17 protein-coding genes are annotated in these 17,980 nt (G+C 62.1%); 11 read left to right on the top strand and 6 right to left on the bottom strand.

Annotated elements, in window-relative coordinates; genetic code table 11:
* Positions 1 to 398 precede the first annotated feature (398 nt).
* The 3 genes from VGM61_RS05565 (at position 399) to VGM61_RS05555 (ending at position 4,709) form a co-directional block, all read left to right on the top strand.
* A complete protein-coding gene (locus tag VGM61_RS05565; RefSeq protein WP_331521741.1) occupies positions 399 to 2,444 on the top strand; it encodes a hypothetical protein in 2,046 nt (681 codons plus the stop codon).
* A 61-nt stretch (positions 2,445 to 2,505) separates the two neighbouring features.
* Entirely contained in the window at positions 2,506 to 3,459 is a 954-nt protein-coding gene (gene pip / locus VGM61_RS05560) for a prolyl aminopeptidase (protein ID WP_331521740.1), read from the top strand.
* A gap of 5 nt (positions 3,460 to 3,464) precedes the next feature.
* Positions 3,465 to 4,709 carry an arsenic transporter gene (locus VGM61_RS05555; RefSeq protein WP_331521739.1) on the top strand — a complete coding sequence of 415 codons (1,245 nt, stop codon included), beginning with the start codon at positions 3,465 to 3,467 and terminating at the stop codon, positions 4,707 to 4,709.
* Positions 4,710 to 4,737: 28 nt separating this feature from the next.
* Here VGM61_RS05555 and VGM61_RS05550 read toward each other — a convergent pair whose 3' ends face one another.
* A complete protein-coding gene (locus VGM61_RS05550; RefSeq protein WP_331521738.1) occupies positions 4,738 to 5,634 on the bottom strand; it encodes a LysR family transcriptional regulator in 897 nt (298 codons plus the stop codon).
* A 111-nt stretch (positions 5,635 to 5,745) separates the two neighbouring features.
* Here VGM61_RS05550 and VGM61_RS05545 point away from each other — a divergent pair, with 111 nt between their 5' ends.
* Positions 5,746 to 6,621 (top strand): aldo/keto reductase family oxidoreductase, encoded by an 876-nt coding sequence (locus VGM61_RS05545; RefSeq protein ID WP_331521737.1) that lies wholly within the window; start codon positions 5,746 to 5,748, stop codon positions 6,619 to 6,621.
* A gap of 125 nt (positions 6,622 to 6,746) precedes the next feature.
* Complete coding sequence (locus VGM61_RS05540) at positions 6,747 to 7,598, top strand: class I SAM-dependent methyltransferase (protein WP_331521736.1); 852 nt, start codon at positions 6,747 to 6,749, stop codon at positions 7,596 to 7,598.
* Here VGM61_RS05540 and VGM61_RS05535 read toward each other — a convergent pair.
* Complete coding sequence (locus VGM61_RS05535; RefSeq protein WP_331521735.1) at positions 7,588 to 8,478, bottom strand: hypothetical protein; 891 nt, start codon at positions 8,476 to 8,478, stop codon at positions 7,588 to 7,590. The genes VGM61_RS05540 and VGM61_RS05535 overlap by 11 nt on opposite strands.
* A gap of 88 nt (positions 8,479 to 8,566) precedes the next feature.
* Here VGM61_RS05535 and VGM61_RS05530 point away from each other — a divergent pair, with 88 nt between their 5' ends.
* On the top strand, positions 8,567 to 9,463 hold the full coding sequence (locus tag VGM61_RS05530) for an RNA polymerase sigma-70 factor (RefSeq protein WP_331521734.1): 897 nt from the start codon (positions 8,567 to 8,569) through the stop codon (positions 9,461 to 9,463).
* Positions 9,464 to 9,481: 18 nt separating this feature from the next.
* On the opposite strand, the gene VGM61_RS05525 is transcribed toward VGM61_RS05530, so the two are convergent.
* From VGM61_RS05525 to VGM61_RS05515, 3 genes are all read right to left on the bottom strand, one after another.
* Positions 9,482 to 9,883, bottom strand: a complete 402-nt coding sequence (locus VGM61_RS05525; protein WP_331521733.1) for a cupin domain-containing protein — start codon at positions 9,881 to 9,883, stop codon at positions 9,482 to 9,484.
* Between the two features lie 10 nt (positions 9,884 to 9,893).
* A complete protein-coding gene (locus VGM61_RS05520; RefSeq protein WP_331521732.1) occupies positions 9,894 to 10,373 on the bottom strand; it encodes a carboxymuconolactone decarboxylase family protein in 480 nt (159 codons plus the stop codon).
* 130 nt (positions 10,374 to 10,503) lie between these two features.
* Positions 10,504 to 11,268, bottom strand: coding sequence for an SDR family oxidoreductase (locus tag VGM61_RS05515; protein WP_331521731.1), 765 nt, complete (start codon positions 11,266 to 11,268; stop codon positions 10,504 to 10,506).
* 207 nt (positions 11,269 to 11,475) lie between these two features.
* Between VGM61_RS05515 and VGM61_RS05510 the strand changes: the two genes are divergently transcribed.
* From VGM61_RS05510 to VGM61_RS05490, 5 genes are all read left to right on the top strand, one after another.
* Positions 11,476 to 12,063 carry a TMEM175 family protein gene (locus tag VGM61_RS05510; RefSeq protein ID WP_331521730.1) on the top strand — a complete coding sequence of 196 codons (588 nt, stop codon included), beginning with the start codon at positions 11,476 to 11,478 and terminating at the stop codon, positions 12,061 to 12,063.
* Positions 12,064 to 12,193: 130 nt separating this feature from the next.
* Positions 12,194 to 13,270 carry a LysR family transcriptional regulator gene (locus tag VGM61_RS05505; protein WP_331521729.1) on the top strand — a complete coding sequence of 359 codons (1,077 nt, stop codon included), beginning with the start codon at positions 12,194 to 12,196 and terminating at the stop codon, positions 13,268 to 13,270.
* Between the two features lie 105 nt (positions 13,271 to 13,375).
* Positions 13,376 to 14,149, top strand: a complete 774-nt coding sequence (locus tag VGM61_RS05500; RefSeq protein ID WP_331521728.1) for an SDR family oxidoreductase — start codon at positions 13,376 to 13,378, stop codon at positions 14,147 to 14,149.
* A gap of 5 nt (positions 14,150 to 14,154) precedes the next feature.
* Positions 14,155 to 14,649, top strand: coding sequence for an Ohr family peroxiredoxin (locus VGM61_RS05495; protein ID WP_331521727.1), 495 nt, complete (start codon positions 14,155 to 14,157; stop codon positions 14,647 to 14,649).
* A gap of 299 nt (positions 14,650 to 14,948) precedes the next feature.
* Entirely contained in the window at positions 14,949 to 15,131 is a 183-nt protein-coding gene (locus tag VGM61_RS05490) for a hypothetical protein (protein ID WP_331521726.1), read from the top strand.
* Here VGM61_RS05490 and VGM61_RS05485 read toward each other — a convergent pair.
* Entirely contained in the window at positions 15,128 to 17,827 is a 2,700-nt protein-coding gene (locus tag VGM61_RS05485; RefSeq protein WP_331521725.1) for a family 78 glycoside hydrolase catalytic domain, read from the bottom strand. The two genes, VGM61_RS05490 and VGM61_RS05485, sit on opposite strands and share 4 nt — an antisense overlap.
* Positions 17,828 to 17,980: the final 153 nt, after the last annotated feature.

Here is a 17,980-nt window from a genome sequence, read left to right as displayed (position 1 = left end):
GGGCGTGGAATCGACGATCAGGTGATGTGGTCGCCAATGCTTCTCCCCTTGGACGGCACCTTGGTCCGCCGCGTACGCCGCACTCCCTTGTGTGGCGTTTTGAGGATATTTGCAAATATGGGGCGTCACGTCCACTGGAATATTTTGATTTTCGTCATGGGTTTGTCACGGCGGCAGGCTAGCCAACCCGTGACCGCGGAAGAAATCGGGGCGGGGAGCGGCTTGGGGCGGCTTTCCGTGGCAATTTGTGCTTCCCTACAATTCCAAGATTCAACACATTTGAGGCCGATAGTGCCCGCGGCATGCTTCACGCCGTTGACGGCCAGGCTTGTCCGTTGGCCCTTTCCCGCCCACTTGTGCTTGACTAGCGGCCTCTTTGAAGCGACGGGCAGTGAGAAATGGCGAGCGCTCGCAATGTAAGGACGTGGGTGGCGGCGCTGGCGCTGGCCATGGCGGCCGGATCGTCACTGGCCGCTACCGACAGCGGCTTTGCCCGGGTCGAGGGCCTGAACCTCAACAGCTTCGTCCGCGAGGGCGATGTCGCCGCGCATATCGTGCTGCGCAACGGAAACGACCCGCGGTTGATCGTGGCCTTCCCGGCCGGGAACAGCGGCGTGGGATTGTGGTTCAGCCCGCTGGGCAAGCCGGCGGAATGGTCCATGTCCGCTCCCGCCACGCCGGTCACGGTGAACGACGCAAAGGGACGCCCACTGCACGGTGTCAGCTTCCAGGCAAGCATCCATGCCGATCAGCTGGTGCCGAAACAGGCTGTGCTTTCGAGCGTGCGCGTGCTGCGTGATTACCAGGGCCTGGGGACGCAACCGGCCGAGGTGGTGGCCAAGCCCATCGTGCAGCGCGATTCCATCACCTGGTCGCGTGATCGGCTGGACGGCGCACCGGGTTATTCCCTCGTGGTGAAGGTCGTGCATGGCTCGCTTCGTGAAGGCTCCTTTGTCGCTGGTGCCGATGGCATGGTCACATTGGCATTCACGGCCCTGACCGGCGAGACGCCATTGACGCCCGTGTCCGGCAACGCGCTGCTTAACGATCGTGCGCTGCCTGATGCGGGCGCGCGCGCCGCGCTTGAGTACCTCAGCTACAAGGAAAAGTACCTCGCTGGTTCCTGGCGCTTCGACACCTACTTCGGCCGCGACACGTTAATGTCGGTGCGGCTGCTGATGCCTGCGCTGCAGCCCGCTGCGGTGGAAACAGGCCTGCGCTCGGTACTTGAGCGGCTGTCGCCGCAGGGCGAGGTGGCGCACGAGGAAGACATCGGCGAATTCGCCATCATCGACCATCGCAGGCAGGGCGATACGACGTCCGCCGCACCCGTATACGACTACAAGATGATCGACAGCGATTACCTGTTCGTGCCGGTAGCGCGCGCGTGGTTGCTGGACGACCCGCGCGGCCGCGCGCGCTCTAAGGCGTTCCTCGCTGGCACCGTGGGCGGTGAGCGGTTGGGTGACGCGATGATGCGCAACATCCGCTTCATTGCCACGCAGGCCAGGGCTTTTGCAACGTCGCCGACGAAAGCGAACCTGGTGAGCCTGAAGCCGGGCGTACCCGTGGGCGAATGGCGTGACAGTAACGATGGATTGGGTGGCGGGCGCTATCCCTACGACGTGAATGCGATCCTGGTGCCTGAGGCCCTGGCTTCAGCCAGCGAGTTGTATCGAAGCGGTCTGCTTGCTCCCTATGCCAAGCCGGAAGACAAGGCCGTGCTGGCGAGCCTGGCGTCCATGGCCGCGGTCTGGCAGAAGGACGCCGCACCGTTGTTCATCACTCATATCGACGCCGATGCGGCCAGGAAGGCCATCCAGATCTATGCCGATAAGGCAGGCGTGCCGGCGAGGGCGGCTCTGGCCGCGGTGGATGCGAAGGGCGTCACCTTCCATGCCTTGTCGCTGGATGCGCAGGGCCATCCGATTGCCGTGCAGAACAGCGATGACGGCTTTGCTCTTTTATTCGGCAAACCATCGGGCGATCAGCTCGACACCATGGCGGCCGTGATCAACCGGCCTTTCCCCGCCGGCCTGATGACGCCGGTGGGCATGCTGGTGGCGAACCCTGCCTTCGCCGCAGGCAACGTGCAGTCGCGGTTCGGCCCGGGTGCCTACCACGGCACGGTGATCTGGTCGTGGCAGCAGGCGCTCACGGCGGCAGGCCTGGCGCGCCAGCTTGAGCGCAAGGATATTCCCGCCGCCGCACGCAACCATTTACGTGCGGCGCAAACGTGCCTGTGGAAGGCCATCGACGCTACGGCGAGCGTGCAAAGCTCCGAACTGTGGTCCTGGCGCCATGCGCAGGGCAAGTACCAGGTTGCTGCCTTCGGCGCCAGCGGCGCTGACGCGGATGAGTCCAATGCTGCCCAGCTGTGGAGCACGGTATTCCTTGCCATCCCTGAGCCAGCGCCCGAACCGGGAATAAGCTGCCCGGCATAAGCGCCCTTCCCGCCGATGCAAGGCGTCGCTATGCTCGCGTCATCCCACAGGTAGGATGATCGTGCGCGAACTGTATCCAGAAATTCAGCCGTACCGGACGTTCAGGCTACCCGTTGGAGACATCCACGAACTGCATGTCGAGGAATGCGGCAACCCCGAGGGCTTGCCGGTATTGTTCGTGCACGGTGGCCCGGGGGCCGGCGTGTCGGCGTACCACCGGCGCTTCTTCGACCCTGCGCGCTACCGCATCGTGTTGTTCGACCAGCGCGGGGCAGGGAAGTCCACGCCGCATGCGGAGATGCACGACAACACCACCGGCCACCTGGTAGCCGACATGGAGGTTATCCGCGAGCACCTGGCGATTTCCCGCTGGGCGGTATTCGGCGGCTCGTGGGGTTCGACGCTGTCATTGGCCTATGCGCAGGCCCATCCCGACCGCGTGCTCGGGCTGGTTCTGAGGGGCATTTTCCTTGGTCGTCCTGGCGAATTGCGCTGGTTCAACGAGCTCGACGGCGGCGCGGCGTGGATTTTCCCCGAGCGCTGGGAAACGTACCTGGCGCATATCCCCGAAGCCGAGCGCGGCAACATGGTCGATGCCTACTGGCGACGCCTGGACAGTGATGACGAAGGCGTGCGCCTGGCAGCGGCAAAGGCCTGGGGCTACTGGGAAGGCGGCAGCACCACGCTCGTGCACGACCCGGCGGAAGCTGGCCATTTCGAGGAACCGCTGTTGTCCCTGAGTGTCGCCCGCGCCGAGGCCCACTACTTCCGGCATCAGGTATTCCTTGAACCCAACCAGCTGCTGCGTGACATCGATCGCATCCGCGATATCCCGGCCACCATCGTGCATGGCCGCTACGACATCATCTGCCCGATGAAGAGCGCCTACGACCTGGCCCAGGCGTGGCCTGAAGCGATACTGCGCGTGGTGTTGGCGGGGCATAGCGCGGCGGATCCGGCCATCGTCGATGCGCTGGTAGAAGCTACTGACGCGCTGGCCGGACGCCTGGCCTAGAGAAGATGTCTTCGCTGGCGGCGTGGACCATCGTGGCCCTGGCCACGGCCGGGGTGATCATCCGTCCGTTCAAATGGCCCGAGGCCGTATGGGCGGTGGGCGGCGCCGTGCTGGTGCTTATCTTCGGCCTGATCCCGCTTGCCGCAGGTGGCGCGGCGGTGATGAAGGGCATGGACGTCTATCTTTTCCTGACCGGCATGATGCTGCTGTCCGAAGTGGGCCGGCGCGAAGGCTTGTTCGACTGGATCGCGGCATTCGCGGTGAATCATGCGCGAGGGTCGCCCCGGCGATTATTCGTCCTGGTGTACCTGGCAGGCGTGGTGACGACCACCTTCCTGTCCAACGACGCCACCGCGGTGGTGCTCACACCAGCGGTGTTTGCCGTGGCGCGCCGCGCACGCGCCGAGCCACTACCGCTTCTGTTCGTCTGCGCTTTCATCGCCAATGCCGCCAGCTTTGTCCTGCCGATTTCCAACCCCGCCAACATCGTGCTCTATGGCAGTCACGTGCCGCCGCTGGGGACGTGGCTGAAAAGCTTCGGCGTGGCCTCGGCGGTGTCGATCGTGGTGACCTTCGCGTGCCTTTACGCCACGCAACGCTCGAAGCTTGCGGGTGTTTGCCAGGCGAGGGTGGACGTTCCCCGGTTGTCGAGCAATGGCCGTCTCGCCCTGGCCGGCACGGTCGTTACCGCCATCGTGCTGATGGCGGTGTCCGCCTGTGACGGGACGTTGGGATTGCCCACGGCGGCGATGGGCGTACTGGTGGCTTCGATGGTTTGCCTGCGCAAACGCGAGAGCCCCGCCGCCATGATGAGCCAGATGTCATGGAGCATCCTGCCCTTGGTGGCGGGTTTGTTCGTGCTGGTGGAAACGCTGGTGCGCACCGGCGTGATCGATGCGCTGGCGCATGGCATCGGACAGGTTGCCGGCCACGGTGATGATGCTGCAGCATGGCTCGCTGCCGGTGCGACAGCGCTGGCAAGCAACCTTGCCAACAACCTGCCGGTAGGCCTGGTGGCCAGCGCCACCCTGGCCAAGGCGCAGGTATCGCAACACGTGGTGAATGCGACGCTGGTGGGCGTGGACCTTGGCCCGAATTTATCCATCACCGGTTCGCTTGCCACGATCCTCTGGCTCAACGCCATCCGCCGTGAAGGGGCGGACGTGGGCTTCTGGGCATTCCTGAAAGTGGGTGTGGTGGTAATGGTGCCGGCGCTGTTGTTCTCGGTGTGTGCACTTCTGGCGGTGTGACGTTGAGTTACTGCGGGATCAGTGGCGACTACCGCGCTCTGACGAAATCGACGAATGCCCGCAGCGGAGCAGGCAGATGGCGGCGTCCCGGGTAGTAGAGAAAGGGGCCGGTAAACGTCTGCCACCATGGCTCCAGCACAGGCTCGAGAGCGCCGCTGTCCAGATGCGGGCGCAACCATTCCTCGAACAAGTGGATCACACCCAGGCCACTGACGGCCGCTGCAACGGCCAGATCTACCGCAGCGCCCAGGCGAACAATCAATGGGCCGGTGGGGTCAACGCGCACAACTTCGCCATCGCGCTCAAACTCCCAGGCAGGCATGGCTCCGCTGGCAAACTGCCCGCGCAGGCAGGCATGGCCAAGCAGGTCACGCGGGTGTCCTGGTCGGCCCCTTTCATGGAGATAGCCCGGTGATGCGGCGGTCACGAAGCGCTGGAAACGCGGGCCGATGGGCACCGCGATCATGTCCTGCTCAAGACGTTCGTCGTAGCGGATACCGGCATCGCAACCCGCCGCGAGCATGTCGACGAAGCTGTCCTCTACGATCACCTCCAGCCTGATCTCGGGGTAGGCCTTGAGGAATGGCGTGACGATCGAAGGAAGAACCAGGCGGGCGACGGTGGCAGGCACGTTCAGTCGGAGCGTTCCCGTCGGCCGGTCGCGGAAACTGTTGACGACGTCCAGCGCAGCTTCTACTTCACCGAGCGCCGGCACGAGCCTTTCGGCCAGGCGGGCGCCCGCCTCCGTGGGCACGACGCTGCGGGTGGTCCGGTTGAGCAGCCGGACGCCAAGACGCGTTTCCAGGCGCCGCACAGCCTCACTCAGGCTCGAGGCGGATGCGCCGCTGGCTCGGGCACCTTCGCGGAAACCTCCCGCCTGGACCACCGCAAGAAAGGCAAAGAGGTCCTGGAATTCTGTCGTCATTGTTCGGCCCTCCGCACAACCTGTGCCGATTCAACGGGATTATCGTGTAGTCGGGAAGTGCCTATAGTCCAGCCCTGACGACATTCTGATCGCCGTTTTGCTGGAGACCGTATGACCAACCTCAAGAAATCAGGGGCTTTCTCGCTGGGTGATCACACGGTGACCCGATTGGGCTATGGCGCCATGCAACTGGCGGGCCCCGGGGTATTCGGGCCACCGAAAGACCGAGACACTGCTTTGGCGGTGCTTCGCGAAGCGGTGGCCTCGGGTGTGGATCACATCGATACCAGCGACTTCTACGGTCCCCACATCACCAATCAGCTGATCCGCGAAGCTTTGCATCCCTATGCGCAGGACCTGGTGATCGTGACCAAGGTTGGCGCAATGCGCGGCACCGATGGCTCATGGAACCCGGCACAGAGCCCCGCCGAGTTGACGCGCGCGGTGTATGACAACCTGCGCAACCTTGGCCTGGATGTGCTGGACGTGGTGAATCTGCGCATCATGGGGGATGTGCATCAGCCCAGCGAGGGATCGATCGAGCCGCAGTTCACGGCGCTGGCAGAACTGCAGCGGCAAGGGCTGATACGGCACCTTGGCCTGAGCAACGCGACCTCCGGGCAGGTGGTACAGGCACAGCGCATCGCCAATGTGGTCTGCGTGCAGAACCACTACAACCTTGTGCATCGCCATGATGATGCGCTCATCGATGAACTCGGCCAGAAGGGCATTGCCTATGTTCCCTTCTTCCCGCTCGGCGGTTTTACACCGCTGCAGTCCGGGACCTTGTCCGCCGTTGCGCAAAAGCTCGGCGCGACTTCGATGCAGGTTGCCCTTGCATGGCTGCTCGCCCGTGCACCGAATATGCTTCTGATTCCCGGCACATCGTCACCCGGGCACCTGAAGGAAAACCTGGCGGCGGCCGAGCTGGTACTTGCGGATGATGTTCTGGCCGAACTGGAAGACATCGGACAGAACCATGGTTAGGGGCATGTGACCCCGTGTCGACGATTATGGCGGCATCGAAAATGACCGCCGCAATGAGCTTGTCGCCATGGTCCGCGCTGCTCCGCTAAGCTCCATGGCAACCGTATCCAGTTCGAAAGTGGCCCATGACCAGTTCCACCACACCTTCGGGGTTACTTGGCGATACCACGACACGCGATTACAGCAGGAAGCTTAAGCTCTTCAATGCCTTCGCTGCACCGGAGCTTCGCCAGGCCATGGCGAGCCTTGCTTTGAAGCCGGGAATGCGGGTCCTGGATGCTGGCTGCGGCACCGGTGAAGCATTGGGATGGTTGGCCGCCGAGGCGGCGCCCGGGGGCATGGTGATCGGGATGGACCTGGCGGCATCCCACGTCAGGGCGGCCCGCGCCATCGCTCCAGAAGATTCCGTGCAGGTACTCCAGGCGAACCTCCTGGAGGCGCCACTAGCCCTTGCAAGCTTCGACCTGGGCTGGTCGGTCAACGTCATCAATCATCTGCGCTCGCCATCGGCGGGTATCGATGCCCTGGCCGCACTGCTTCGCCCGGGTGGCCGCATCGCGCTAGGCCAGAGCTCGCTGCTACCAGACATGTATTTTGCCTGGGATTCAAGGCTCGAGCGCCTGGTCAACGAAGCGGTGCGCCAGTACTACCGTGATCGATACCAACTCGACGAACGCGACTTGACAGCCGTCCGCGCCATCGCAGGCCTCCTGCGCAAAGGCGGACTGCAAGACGTGCGCGCACACACCTTCATGATCGAAAGGATATCCCCGCTGCGAGCGGAGGATGAAGACTATCTCGTGGAAGCCATTTTCCGCGACACCTGGGGCTCCCGGTTGCAGCCCTATCTGTCGAGCGATGATTATGAAGAACTGGAACGTCTATGCGATCCGGGTCACCGGGAATTTGCGCTGCGTCGACAGGATTTTCATTTTCTGCAGAGCTTCACCCTCGTTGTCGGCACAGTCAGGGGGTAAGCACGGGCCATCCGGCAAGCCATAGGGCAACGTTGCGCACGTAACGCCTGATCGAGCGCTGTGCTTCGGAAGAATGCGCCATGCCATCACTGGGCGCTTCACTCACAAAACTTGGCGAGCCCCTGGATGGGTCCCAGTTGTAGTCGGCGAAGTGATGGAATGTCGACTGCGCGATGGCCGGGCCGCCTTCATCGGATGGCTCAAACGCAACGGCAAGGTTGAAGTCGCGGCCGCTCAGCGTGCTGCGTCCCATGGCGATTACCCTCGCCGTGGCGTCATTGGCCGGCTTTCCGACGGCGCCCTCGTGTGGATGCGATGGAAAGAACTCGATCGCTCCGTGGGCCGATTCGGGGTCGGTGAGTACCGGATGAAGCGGCTCACAGATGTCGATACGCTGAAAATCCCCGTTGGCCCCGGAGTGGTAATTGGGCCAGAGAATGTCGGTGGTAATCGTATCGTCCACCTGATGCCGGGACGGGTCCGGGTCCGGGTGGGTCGAATGGAAAAAATGCGCCGCGCCCACGCCGCCGAGATTGCATACCGAACTTCCCAGGTCCATGTGGTCCCGCGCCACAAGCAGGCCGCCACCGCGTTGGCGGAACCGTGTGATTCCCTCGCAGTCTTCGGCTGTCAGGCCGTTGCCGATATCCACGGCGAACAGCCAGAGCTGGTCGAAAGTGGATGAATCCAGACGGGACAGCACGCTATCGGGTGCGCCCAGCGGCTCACGATTGCGCGCTACAACGTCAAAAAGTGGCTGGTCAGTATCGTCGCGCAGGCCGGCAAGGCAGTCGCGCAGAAGGCCAAATCGACCGATATGCCAATCGTCGTCGGTGGCGGGAATGGTCGTTTGCAGGAGGATTCGACTTGCCGGAAGCATGATCGTCGCCTGTATCAACGGGTTAACAGTGGTAAGTGAAAGCTGGATATAGAAGAATCACAGATCTACAGTCCTGGCATCAACTGCTGTGAGCGATGTTAACGCCATCTTCCACACGCTTCGTTCCCGTCTGCAGGGAATTGCCTATAACATGCTCGGCTCCGTGGCCGACGCCGAGGATGTCGTGCAGGATGTCTGGCTTCGCTGGCACGGGGCCGAACACTCGGCCATCAACAACACCGAAGCCTGGCTTGTTGCTGCGACCACACGTACCGCGATCGACCGGCTGCGGGCACTGAAGTCGCGTCGGGAGAGTTACGTCGGCATCTGGCTTCCCGAGCCTGTACTCACCGACGGTCCGGCTACGCCTGAGCAGGTCCAGGAGCGTTCAAGCGACGTTTCCGTGGCCCTTCTGTCATTACTCGAACAGCTTTCTCCCGAATCCCGCGCCGCTTTCCTGCTTCGCGAAGTGTTCGATGTCAGCTATCCGGAGATTGCGCAGATCATCGACAAGAGCGAGGCTTCCTGCCGACAGATCGTCCATCGCGCGAAGTCGCAGTTAGGAGTAGGTCAACCACGCTACGCGGTAACCCGGGAGTCACATCTGCGAACGGTGAAGCAGTTCGCGCATGCACTGGCCAAGGGCGACTTCCGGATCATGAAGTCGATACTGGCCGATGACGCACAACTCCTGGGCGACGGCGGCGGGATGGTCCAGAGCTTTCCCAGGCCCATGCTGGGCGGCCAACGCATCGCCCAGCTCTTCTATGCCTCGAACCTGCGTTACAAAAGTGGGTTGCGCATCGACCTGGCGTCGATCAACGGACAGCCTGCCGTACTGCGCTACATCAACGATCAGCTGGAATCGGCCCAGGCTTTCGAGACCGATGGCGATCGCATCGTTCGTATCCTGGTTCAACGAAATCCCAACAAGCTTGCCGGCATCGCGTTGACGACGGGCGCGAGGTTGTTTACTCCTCTGTAGGCAGCTGTTTATGGTGGGTCAGGGCACCGGTGTCAGGATGGGAGCGCCCTGTTTCTTCAACAGCACGACAAGGAACTTCGCAGGCTTCGTGGCGCTGGCGTTACGGCCGATCGTATGTATATCGTCCGGCCCTTCATAGAATGTCTGTCCGGCCGTCAGGGTAACGGGTTTACTGCCCTTCACGCCCATGACGATGGAGCCTTCCAGCACGTAGACGAAGGCGTGTGCGTCGTGGCGATGCACGGGATCGACCGACCCTGGAGGATACTCAACCGTGAACATCACGGCTTCCTTGCCGGGATAATCGTTCAGAGCCTTTGTCATGAGCGGCGCGACAATGGCCTGCGGCGGCGCTTCTTGTGCGGCGGCGGTTCCAGCTGTCAGCACGGACAGCGCCGCAAGTATTCTGAAGATACGCATGGTTTTTTCCTCAGGAAAGTCCGGCCTTGTCCAGGCCGTATGCCTTGTCGAACGCGCCGGGGACTGGGCGGAAGCCAACATTGATGCGATTCCAGGCGTTGATGGACATGATGATGAAGGTCAGGTCGGACAACTCCTTTTCAGACAACTGGGTACGTACGCGTTCGTAGATGTCGTCCGCCACGCCCTGGGCGGGGAGCTGGGTCAGGGTTTCCGTCCAGGCCAGGGCGGCGCGCTCGCGAGGGCTGAACAATGTGGACTCACGCCAGGCTGCCAGGTGATGGAGCCTGAGCGGCCGTTCGCCGCGCAACGAGGCTTCCTTGACATGCATGTCAAGGCAGAACGTGCAGCCGTTTATCTGCGATGCCCGGATATTCACCATGTCGTGGATGGAGTCCTCGATCGAGGACTTCCGGAGGGCGTTGCTGAACCCGAGGAACTTCTGGAGAAGATCGGGAGATTGCTGCTGGTAGTCGATGCGCTGGGTCATGGTGAATCCTGGTCAGTTGGAATATTCGCTGTCGATCACGCTTGATCCAGATGTTAGGTAAGCCCCGGGGCTACCGGTAGATCCGTGCAGGGCCTCACGGTGTTGCCTGGCTGGCATCAATAGTTGGAAATCACCAGTCGGCGCCGCGGAGTTCGGATTGAGCGAACCAGGGCCCAAAGGCCATCGTGCCGATCCTTGCGCCATCGGCCGGGACAAGGGAGTCATCATCGAGCGTTGCGCCGAAATAGGGAGCGTCAGCGTCGGTAATGACGTCATATGGCGCTTCGATTTCAGTAAGGAAGCGCTGGACTATCTCAGACATCCGCTCGCGCTCGGGCCCCGCGATTTCGATGGTCTGGTTGGTGGCACGGGCCGCTGCGATGTCCGCCATCAACGCCGCCACGTCGTCCGATGCTACCGGCTGGATATGGGCAGGGGATAATCGAACCGTTTGACCACGCATGGCCGCATCGATGATGCCCAGGAGGAATTCGAAGAATTGCGTGGCGTGCACGACGGTGAATGGCACCCCGGAGTCCCTGATCAGGCGGTCCTGAAGTGCTTTTCCCCGGAGGTACGGACTCCCGGCCAGCCGCTCGGTACCCACCACTGAAAGTGCCACATGGTGTTTGACGCCGGCGGCGACTTCGGCCTCGACGATATTGATACCCGCGGTCTTGAAGAAATCGAAGGCCGCAGGCCCATCGAACTCCGGCGAGTTGCTGACATCGACGACGGCATCGGTATTGACCAATGCGCCGGCCAGTCCGACACCCGTGATGACATCGACGCCGGTCGAGCGCGACGCCGCCACCACCAGGTGGCCGTCGGCCCTGAGTCTGCGCACGATGTTCTTCCCGATGAGGCCGTTGCCGCCTATCACGACGATTTTCATCACACCTACCCCCGTAGCATCTACGTGTCCCAGGCCGGCCGCACGGCGTGTCGATGGTGCGGTTGCCGGTCCATAGTAGGCGGCGGATTTCTCTTCAAGTAGGGACAGCAAGGGACATACCGTGTTGCCGGTGATGCACCAATGTATTGCTGTGTTTCCGGTTAGGTTCCTGATGAACCGGTGACTTTCGTACCCAGGGTCAAGCATATGGACAAGGGAAGATTGGAGGCATTCACCGACGGTGTGATTGCCGTCGTCATTACCGTCATGGTGCTTGAGCTGAAGGTCCCTGGAACGCCTACCTGGGCCGCCCTGCTTGGAGAGGGCTCGATTTTCTTGAGCTATATCCTCAGTTTCATTTACGTTGGCATTTACTGGAACAACCATCACCACATGTTCAAGCTGGTGAGGATCATCAATGGCAAGGTACTGTGGTCGAATCTGTTCTTCTTGTTCTGCCTGTCACTCTTTCCTTTCTCGACCGCCTGGCTCAACCAGGCACACCCAAGGCCGGCGCCCGTGCCCACGGTCGTCTATGGCGTAACCCTTCTCTTGACAGCCGTGTCGTGGGGACTGCTGTCGCGGATGCTGATCGAGGCCGATCGCGGTTCAAACTCGGAGCTACGCGAAGCATTCGGTACGGACACGAAAACCAAGGTCTCGATGGCTGTCCAGATCTTGGGTATTGCAATGGCAACGTATACCCCATTGATTTCCTGTGTGTTGTACGCCGCCGTCGCTGCGGCCTGGTTCGTTCCCGACCAGCGAATCGAGCGGCGGCTGCGCGCGCGGTAAACCGCCCGCAGCCGAGGCTTTGTCACAAACGGGTTGCCTCATACGACTAGGGGGTATGGGCCGACAGACGCAGACCTCCCGTGCGCCTTTTTTGCCCGGTAGACAGGGCAAAAATCCACAAGGCAACGGCATGACCGACAACCTTCACGACAAATCGCCTGGCGAGGTCGCCGATTCCCTTGCATCGAGTTTTAGTGCCAGCTATGCAGGTGTCGTGGCGTTTATCGCCGTAGCTTCGGAGGGAAGCTTTGCCCGCGCTGCGGACAGGCTGGGCATCGGACGTTCGGCGGTGAGCCGGAGTGTCCAGAAACTGGAGGCGCAGCTGGACGCCCGGCTTTTCCTCCGAACCACCCGAAGCACGTCGCTGACACGTGAAGGAGAATTGTTCTACGAGAACTGCCATCCCGGCGTACAGAGGATTATCCAGGCCCTGGAAGACATGCGTGAACTTCGAGCTGGCCCGCCGCGTGGGACGCTTCGAATCAGTGCGACCACCGGTTTCGGACGACACATCGTCGCCCCCTTGCTCGCCGGTTTTCGGGCCCGCTACCCCAGCATTGCCATTGACCTGGTACTGGACGACCGGCCGACGGATTTCACTACGGACCGCGTGGATGTCGCCTTCCGCGACGGCCGTCTGGAGGACAGCCAGATAGTTGCCAAGCAACTGATTCCCATGCAGATGCTCATCTGCGCATCTCCGAAGTACATCCGGAACCACGGCCTGCCGCGCAGCATTGAGGATCTCGCCCGCCACACCTGCATCAACTTCCGCAACGCGACGGGGCGAGTGGCCGAGTGGGAATTCAAGGTGGGGGGAAGGAAACAGACGTTGGCGCCTTCATCCAGATTGACCCTCAATGACGCCGACCTCGTGCTGCAGGGTGTCCTGGACGGGGCAGGGATCGCCCAGATGGGTGCCTACCAGGCATGTGAACACCTGCGGGAGGGAAGGCTGGTGGCCTGCCTGGCCCAATACGCTCCGGATGATCGGGGACACTACCTGTGTTACCTGAGCCGGCAGCACATGCCGGGCCGCATCCGCGTATTCATCGACTACATGACCGAAGCGGTGCGGGCGTTGGACCTCCAGTACATGGAAGGGTTGTCACCCACCAGACATGTTCCTGGCGCGGCCGCCGACGACATGCTGGCAGCCGGGCCACCGCGGGTCATTCGCCCGACATTGCACGATCGAATGGATTGATGCGCCTTGGGCAACACGGTGGGCACGTGGCCGTACCTACCGGACTTCCGCCGCCAAACCTACGATGGCCAGGTGACATACCACCATGTCCAGACGAGGTGTCCCATGAAAATCGTGGTTATCGGCGGTACCGGCCTTATCGGCAGCAAGGTCGTTGACAGGCTCGGCAAGCGCGGTCACGACGTGCTGGCCGCGTCGCCGTCATCGGGAGTCAATACCCTCACCGGGGAAGGTCTGGACGAGGCCATGGCCAAAACCGACATCGTTATCGATCTGGCCAACTCGCCCTCGTTCGAAGACAAGGCTGTCCTGGAGTTCTTCGAAACCTCGGGAAGGAACCTGTTTGCCGCGGAGAAGAAGGCGGGTGTGAAGCATCACATCGCACTGTCCGTGGTTGGCACCGATCGCCTTTTGGCGAGCGGATACTTCCGGGGGAAAAGCGCGCAGGAGAAGATCATCCGGGCATCCGGTATTCCGTATACGATTGTCCATTCGACACAATTCTTTGAGTTCCTCACGTCGATCGTCAAGTCCGCGGCCGATGGGAACCAGGTACGCGTCTCCTCTGCATTGATCCAGCCGATCGCATCTGACGATGTCGCAGATGCCGTCACTGACTATGCCCTGGGCGCTCCAGTGAACGGCACTGTCGAGATCGCAGGGCCAGATGAAATCGGCATGCCGGAACTCGTCAGGCAATTCCTGTCCAGGATGCATGATCCGCATGAAGTGTCCGGCGATGCTCGCACTCCATATTTCGGCGCGGTCCTCGAAGAAAGAACGCTTCTTCCATCTCCCGGCGCCAGGCTGGGAAAGATCGGCTTCTCATCCTGGTTCGATCACTCGGGCCTCGCCCAGGCTGGCGCATCCAGGCCCTGAACGCCATGACAACCGTGCGGCCAGCGGCGACATCCTTGCTGGATAAATACCACGGCGCGGATTTCCATCCGCTCTATACGGCCGTCGTGCACGTCAACGGAGGCGAGACGCGGCATGGCCGTGCATCAGGCATCGCCCGCTCCGATGACGGGCAACTGGATGTCATGCTGCGGATGCCCTCAGAGCTCGGGGGGAATGGCGACGGAACCAATCCTGAGCAGCTTTTCGCGGCCTGTTGCGCGGCTTGTTTTCATGGTGCGCTAAGCCTGCTGGCCAAGCGCGCAAAAGTCCCCATCCCCGATGCCAGGGTGACTGCTTCGGTCACGTTTGGCAGGGACCCGGTGGATGGTTTGTTTACCCTGGTGGCCGATATCCGCATCTGCCTTCCCGGTGTCGAGAGAGCTATCGCCGAGGAGCTGGTTCGCAACACCGAGCGGATCTGCCCATACACCAAGATGGCCAGGGGAGGCATCGAATGCATCGTTTCCCTGGAATCATGATGCGGTCGTACTTCCATGTGTCGGCTAGCCGCAAGGCGTTTCCCAACGCCTGCTGTAAGGTTCCTGCTATAGGTGCGTGTTCTCAATTGACCCTCCTGCGCGGCGGGCCTAGGATTCTTCCGCCGCCCAAGTGGCCGGCCTTACTCCCAAGTGGAACCCATGGATAGTTATCCGAGTCGACAGGCGATCACGAACACATCGTTCGCGATCGCCCTTCAAGTGAATGTCCGCGCGCACGGCGCGGGCGGGTCGCCTCGCGCATAACCCGCTCGCCCCGGGCCGCGGCCTGGAGGTGAGCCATGTACAAGATATTCCTTTCCCTCGTGGCATTTGCGGCCGCAGCGCCTGCAGCCATCCGTATCACCGTGCCGGCAAGGCGTGGCTCGCGCAGTGATGGACTGCGTCGCAGCGGCCTGCATTGCGTGTGGCGGCGCGATGCTTCCTCCGGGGCATTACGCAGTCACTGGTGCACGGACGACTAACGCGTCGGGGCGACAAACGGCGCGCGGAACACGTACTTTCCGGATCCGATCGTGACATGGGTGCCGTGGCTGTCGTGGGTTGCAGCGCCTGCGCCTTCGATCGCGCCAAGCGTCTTGCCGCCTTCGGTCACCGTCGATGGGTCGGAGGAAGGAATGACCACGTTCGCCGTAGTGTTCACCGGAACCGTGACATCCAGCTCCAGCACGCCTGCATCTACGCGCCACGCAGTGACGATGTCACCGTAGGGCGAATCAAGCTCGCCACCACCGGAAGTAAGCCCACCGCCGATGCGTGGAGCGATGGTGATCGTGCGGTAACCTGGCGCCGCGGGAGCAATGCCGGCAATGGTGCGATACATCCAGTCGCCGACGGCGCCGTATGCGTAGTGGTTGAAGGAATTCATCGACACATCGCCGAACGTGCCATCGGGTTTGAGGGAGTTCCAGCGCTCCCACATCGTGGTAGCGCCGTGGGAGACCTCGTAGCCCCACGAGGGGTAGTCGTGGTTAAGCAACAGGCGATAGGCCAGATCGTCGTGGCCGCTTGCTGAAAGTGCCGGCAACAGCCAGGGCGTGCCGAGGAAACCGGTGGAAAGATGGTCGTGGCGTGCAGCCACGGCCCGTGCCAGTGCATCGCCCACTTTCGATGGTTCAACCAGCCCCATGCCAATGGCCATGGCATAGCCTGTCTGGCTGTTGCTGCCGAGGGTGCCGTCGGTGTGCAGGTAGTGCTGGTCGAACAGACCACGCAACCGGACGGCAAGTCTGGCGTAATAAGCAGCATCGTCGTCGCGGCCGATGGCTTTCGCCATTTGCGTCATCAGTTGCGCGTCGTAGTCAAGATAAGCCGTGCCGATAAGCTCGGGCGGCGTTGGATCATCCAGGTGCAGCCAATCGCCCCATGGACCGTGTACGCGGCGACCTTCCGGCCCTGCCATGACCTCGATCCGCGTCATGAATCGCTTCATCGATTCATAACCATCTTCGATCACTCGCTTGTCACCGTAGGCCATCCAAAGCGTATAGGGCACGGTGATGCCGGCATCGGACCAGCCGCTGCCGCTTTCGATGTTCGGAGGATTGGGTGCGACGCCGGGGTAGTTGTCGTCGGATGTTTGTGCGTCACGCAGGTCGCGAAGCCACTTTGAGAGAAAATTGAGCGTGTCCTGGTTGAAGCTTGCGGTGGGTGCGAATACGTTGATGTCGCCCGCCCAGCCCAGGCGTTCATCGCGCGCCGGGGTGTCGGTGGGTATGGAAACGAAATTCCCGCGCGCTCCCCAGGTGATGTTGCTTTGCAGTTGCTTGAGCATCGCATTGCCCACCTGGAAGCTTCCGGTGCGTCGCAGGTCGCTGCCCAGCACCAGGCCGGTAAGCGACTTCACATCCACTGGCGCGCCGATGCCAGTGATCTCCACATAACGGAAGCCGTGGTAGGTAAAAGTCGGGGTATACGTCTGCTCGCCATCGGTAGCGGGAAGGTAGTGATCGGTGGCCTTGGCGGTGCGAAGGTTCGCCGTATACAGCGAACCGTCGGGATTGAGCACCTCACCGTAGCGCAGACGGATGTCCTGGCCAGCACGAGCATTCACCTGCAACCGCACCACGCCCACCATGTTCTGGCCCAGGTCGTAGATCACGGCCCCTGGCGTCGGCTGGCGGGCGAGCACGATGGCTGGGCGTTCGGCGGTGACGCGCACGGGCTCGTCCGACTGTGCGTGGAGCAACTCATCCCGGCCTTGCCGGTCGGCGACACGCGCCGGCTGCCAGCCATCCGCCGGCGCGTCGATCAGGTTCCAGTGGGAAGGCAGACCGGATGCGTTGTAGGTCTCGCCCATGATGATGTCGGCCTGACGGAAGGGACCCGGGGCGTTCATCCACGTGCTGTCGGTATTTACCCAGGACGATTTGCCATCGGCAAAGTCCAGCCGCAGCTGCGCCGACAGCAGCGGTGAGTCGCCGTACTTGTGCGTGCCGAAGCTACCCACGTTGCCGGAATACCAGCCGGGGCCGAGCATCGCTGCCAGGACATTGCGGCCCTCATGCACCTGGCCGGTGACGTCGTAGGTCTGGTACTGGATGCGTTTGTTGTAGTCGGTCCAGCCCGGCGCCAAGTAGTCGGCATCCGTCCGCGCGCCGTTCAGGAACATGCGATAGACACCGAGCGCTGTCACATACAGGCGTGCGCGCACCGGCATGGCCGGCACGTCAAAGCCTTTGCGGAAAATGGCGCTGTCGGCCGTTGGGGTGGTGGCGCCTATCCAGCTGGCCTTCCACGGTATGGAGCCCAGGTCCGTCTCGAAGGAAGCAGCGTGGCTCCACGCCGAGACGCGTCCCTTGTTATCGCGTATGCGTACTTGCCAAGCATAGGGCGTGGCATCCTCCAGTGCAGGGCCGGCGTAAGGCACCATCACCTGTTCGCCGGAGGCGACCCAACCGGAATCCCAGGCTGGCGCAGACGCCAGGGTACCGGGATCACGCGCCACACGGACTTGCCAGCCCGTTTGTGCCACGGCTCGACCGGTCGCCGTGGTCTTCCAGCTGAACAGCACCCGGAACGTTGGCACGGCAAGTGGATTATCCAGGTCGTTGGTGCGCAGCGAGGTGACGGCGGGATCACCGTGTGTCGATGCCGGGCGGACGCAAGCAGCAAGCCCGATTGCCGTGCCAAGGACCAACAGCAGAAAGAAAATTCGCATCGTCAAGGATTTCACGCGGGGTACCCTGGGGTTGGGACTCCGTACGGTTACGGGATTGGCCCGATGTGTCAACGACTTCGGCACAATCCTTTGCCTGTCGCTGGTGCAGGCGTATGCTTGGTCCCGTCGCCCGGGGGCGATGTTGGTTCTTAA

Source organism: Pinirhizobacter sp., assembly GCF_036499745.1.
Taxonomy (GTDB): domain Bacteria; phylum Pseudomonadota; class Gammaproteobacteria; order Xanthomonadales; family Rhodanobacteraceae; genus Pinirhizobacter.
The sequence above is the reverse complement of the archived record's forward strand: the minus strand, read 5'-3'. Positions and strand labels throughout refer to the sequence as shown.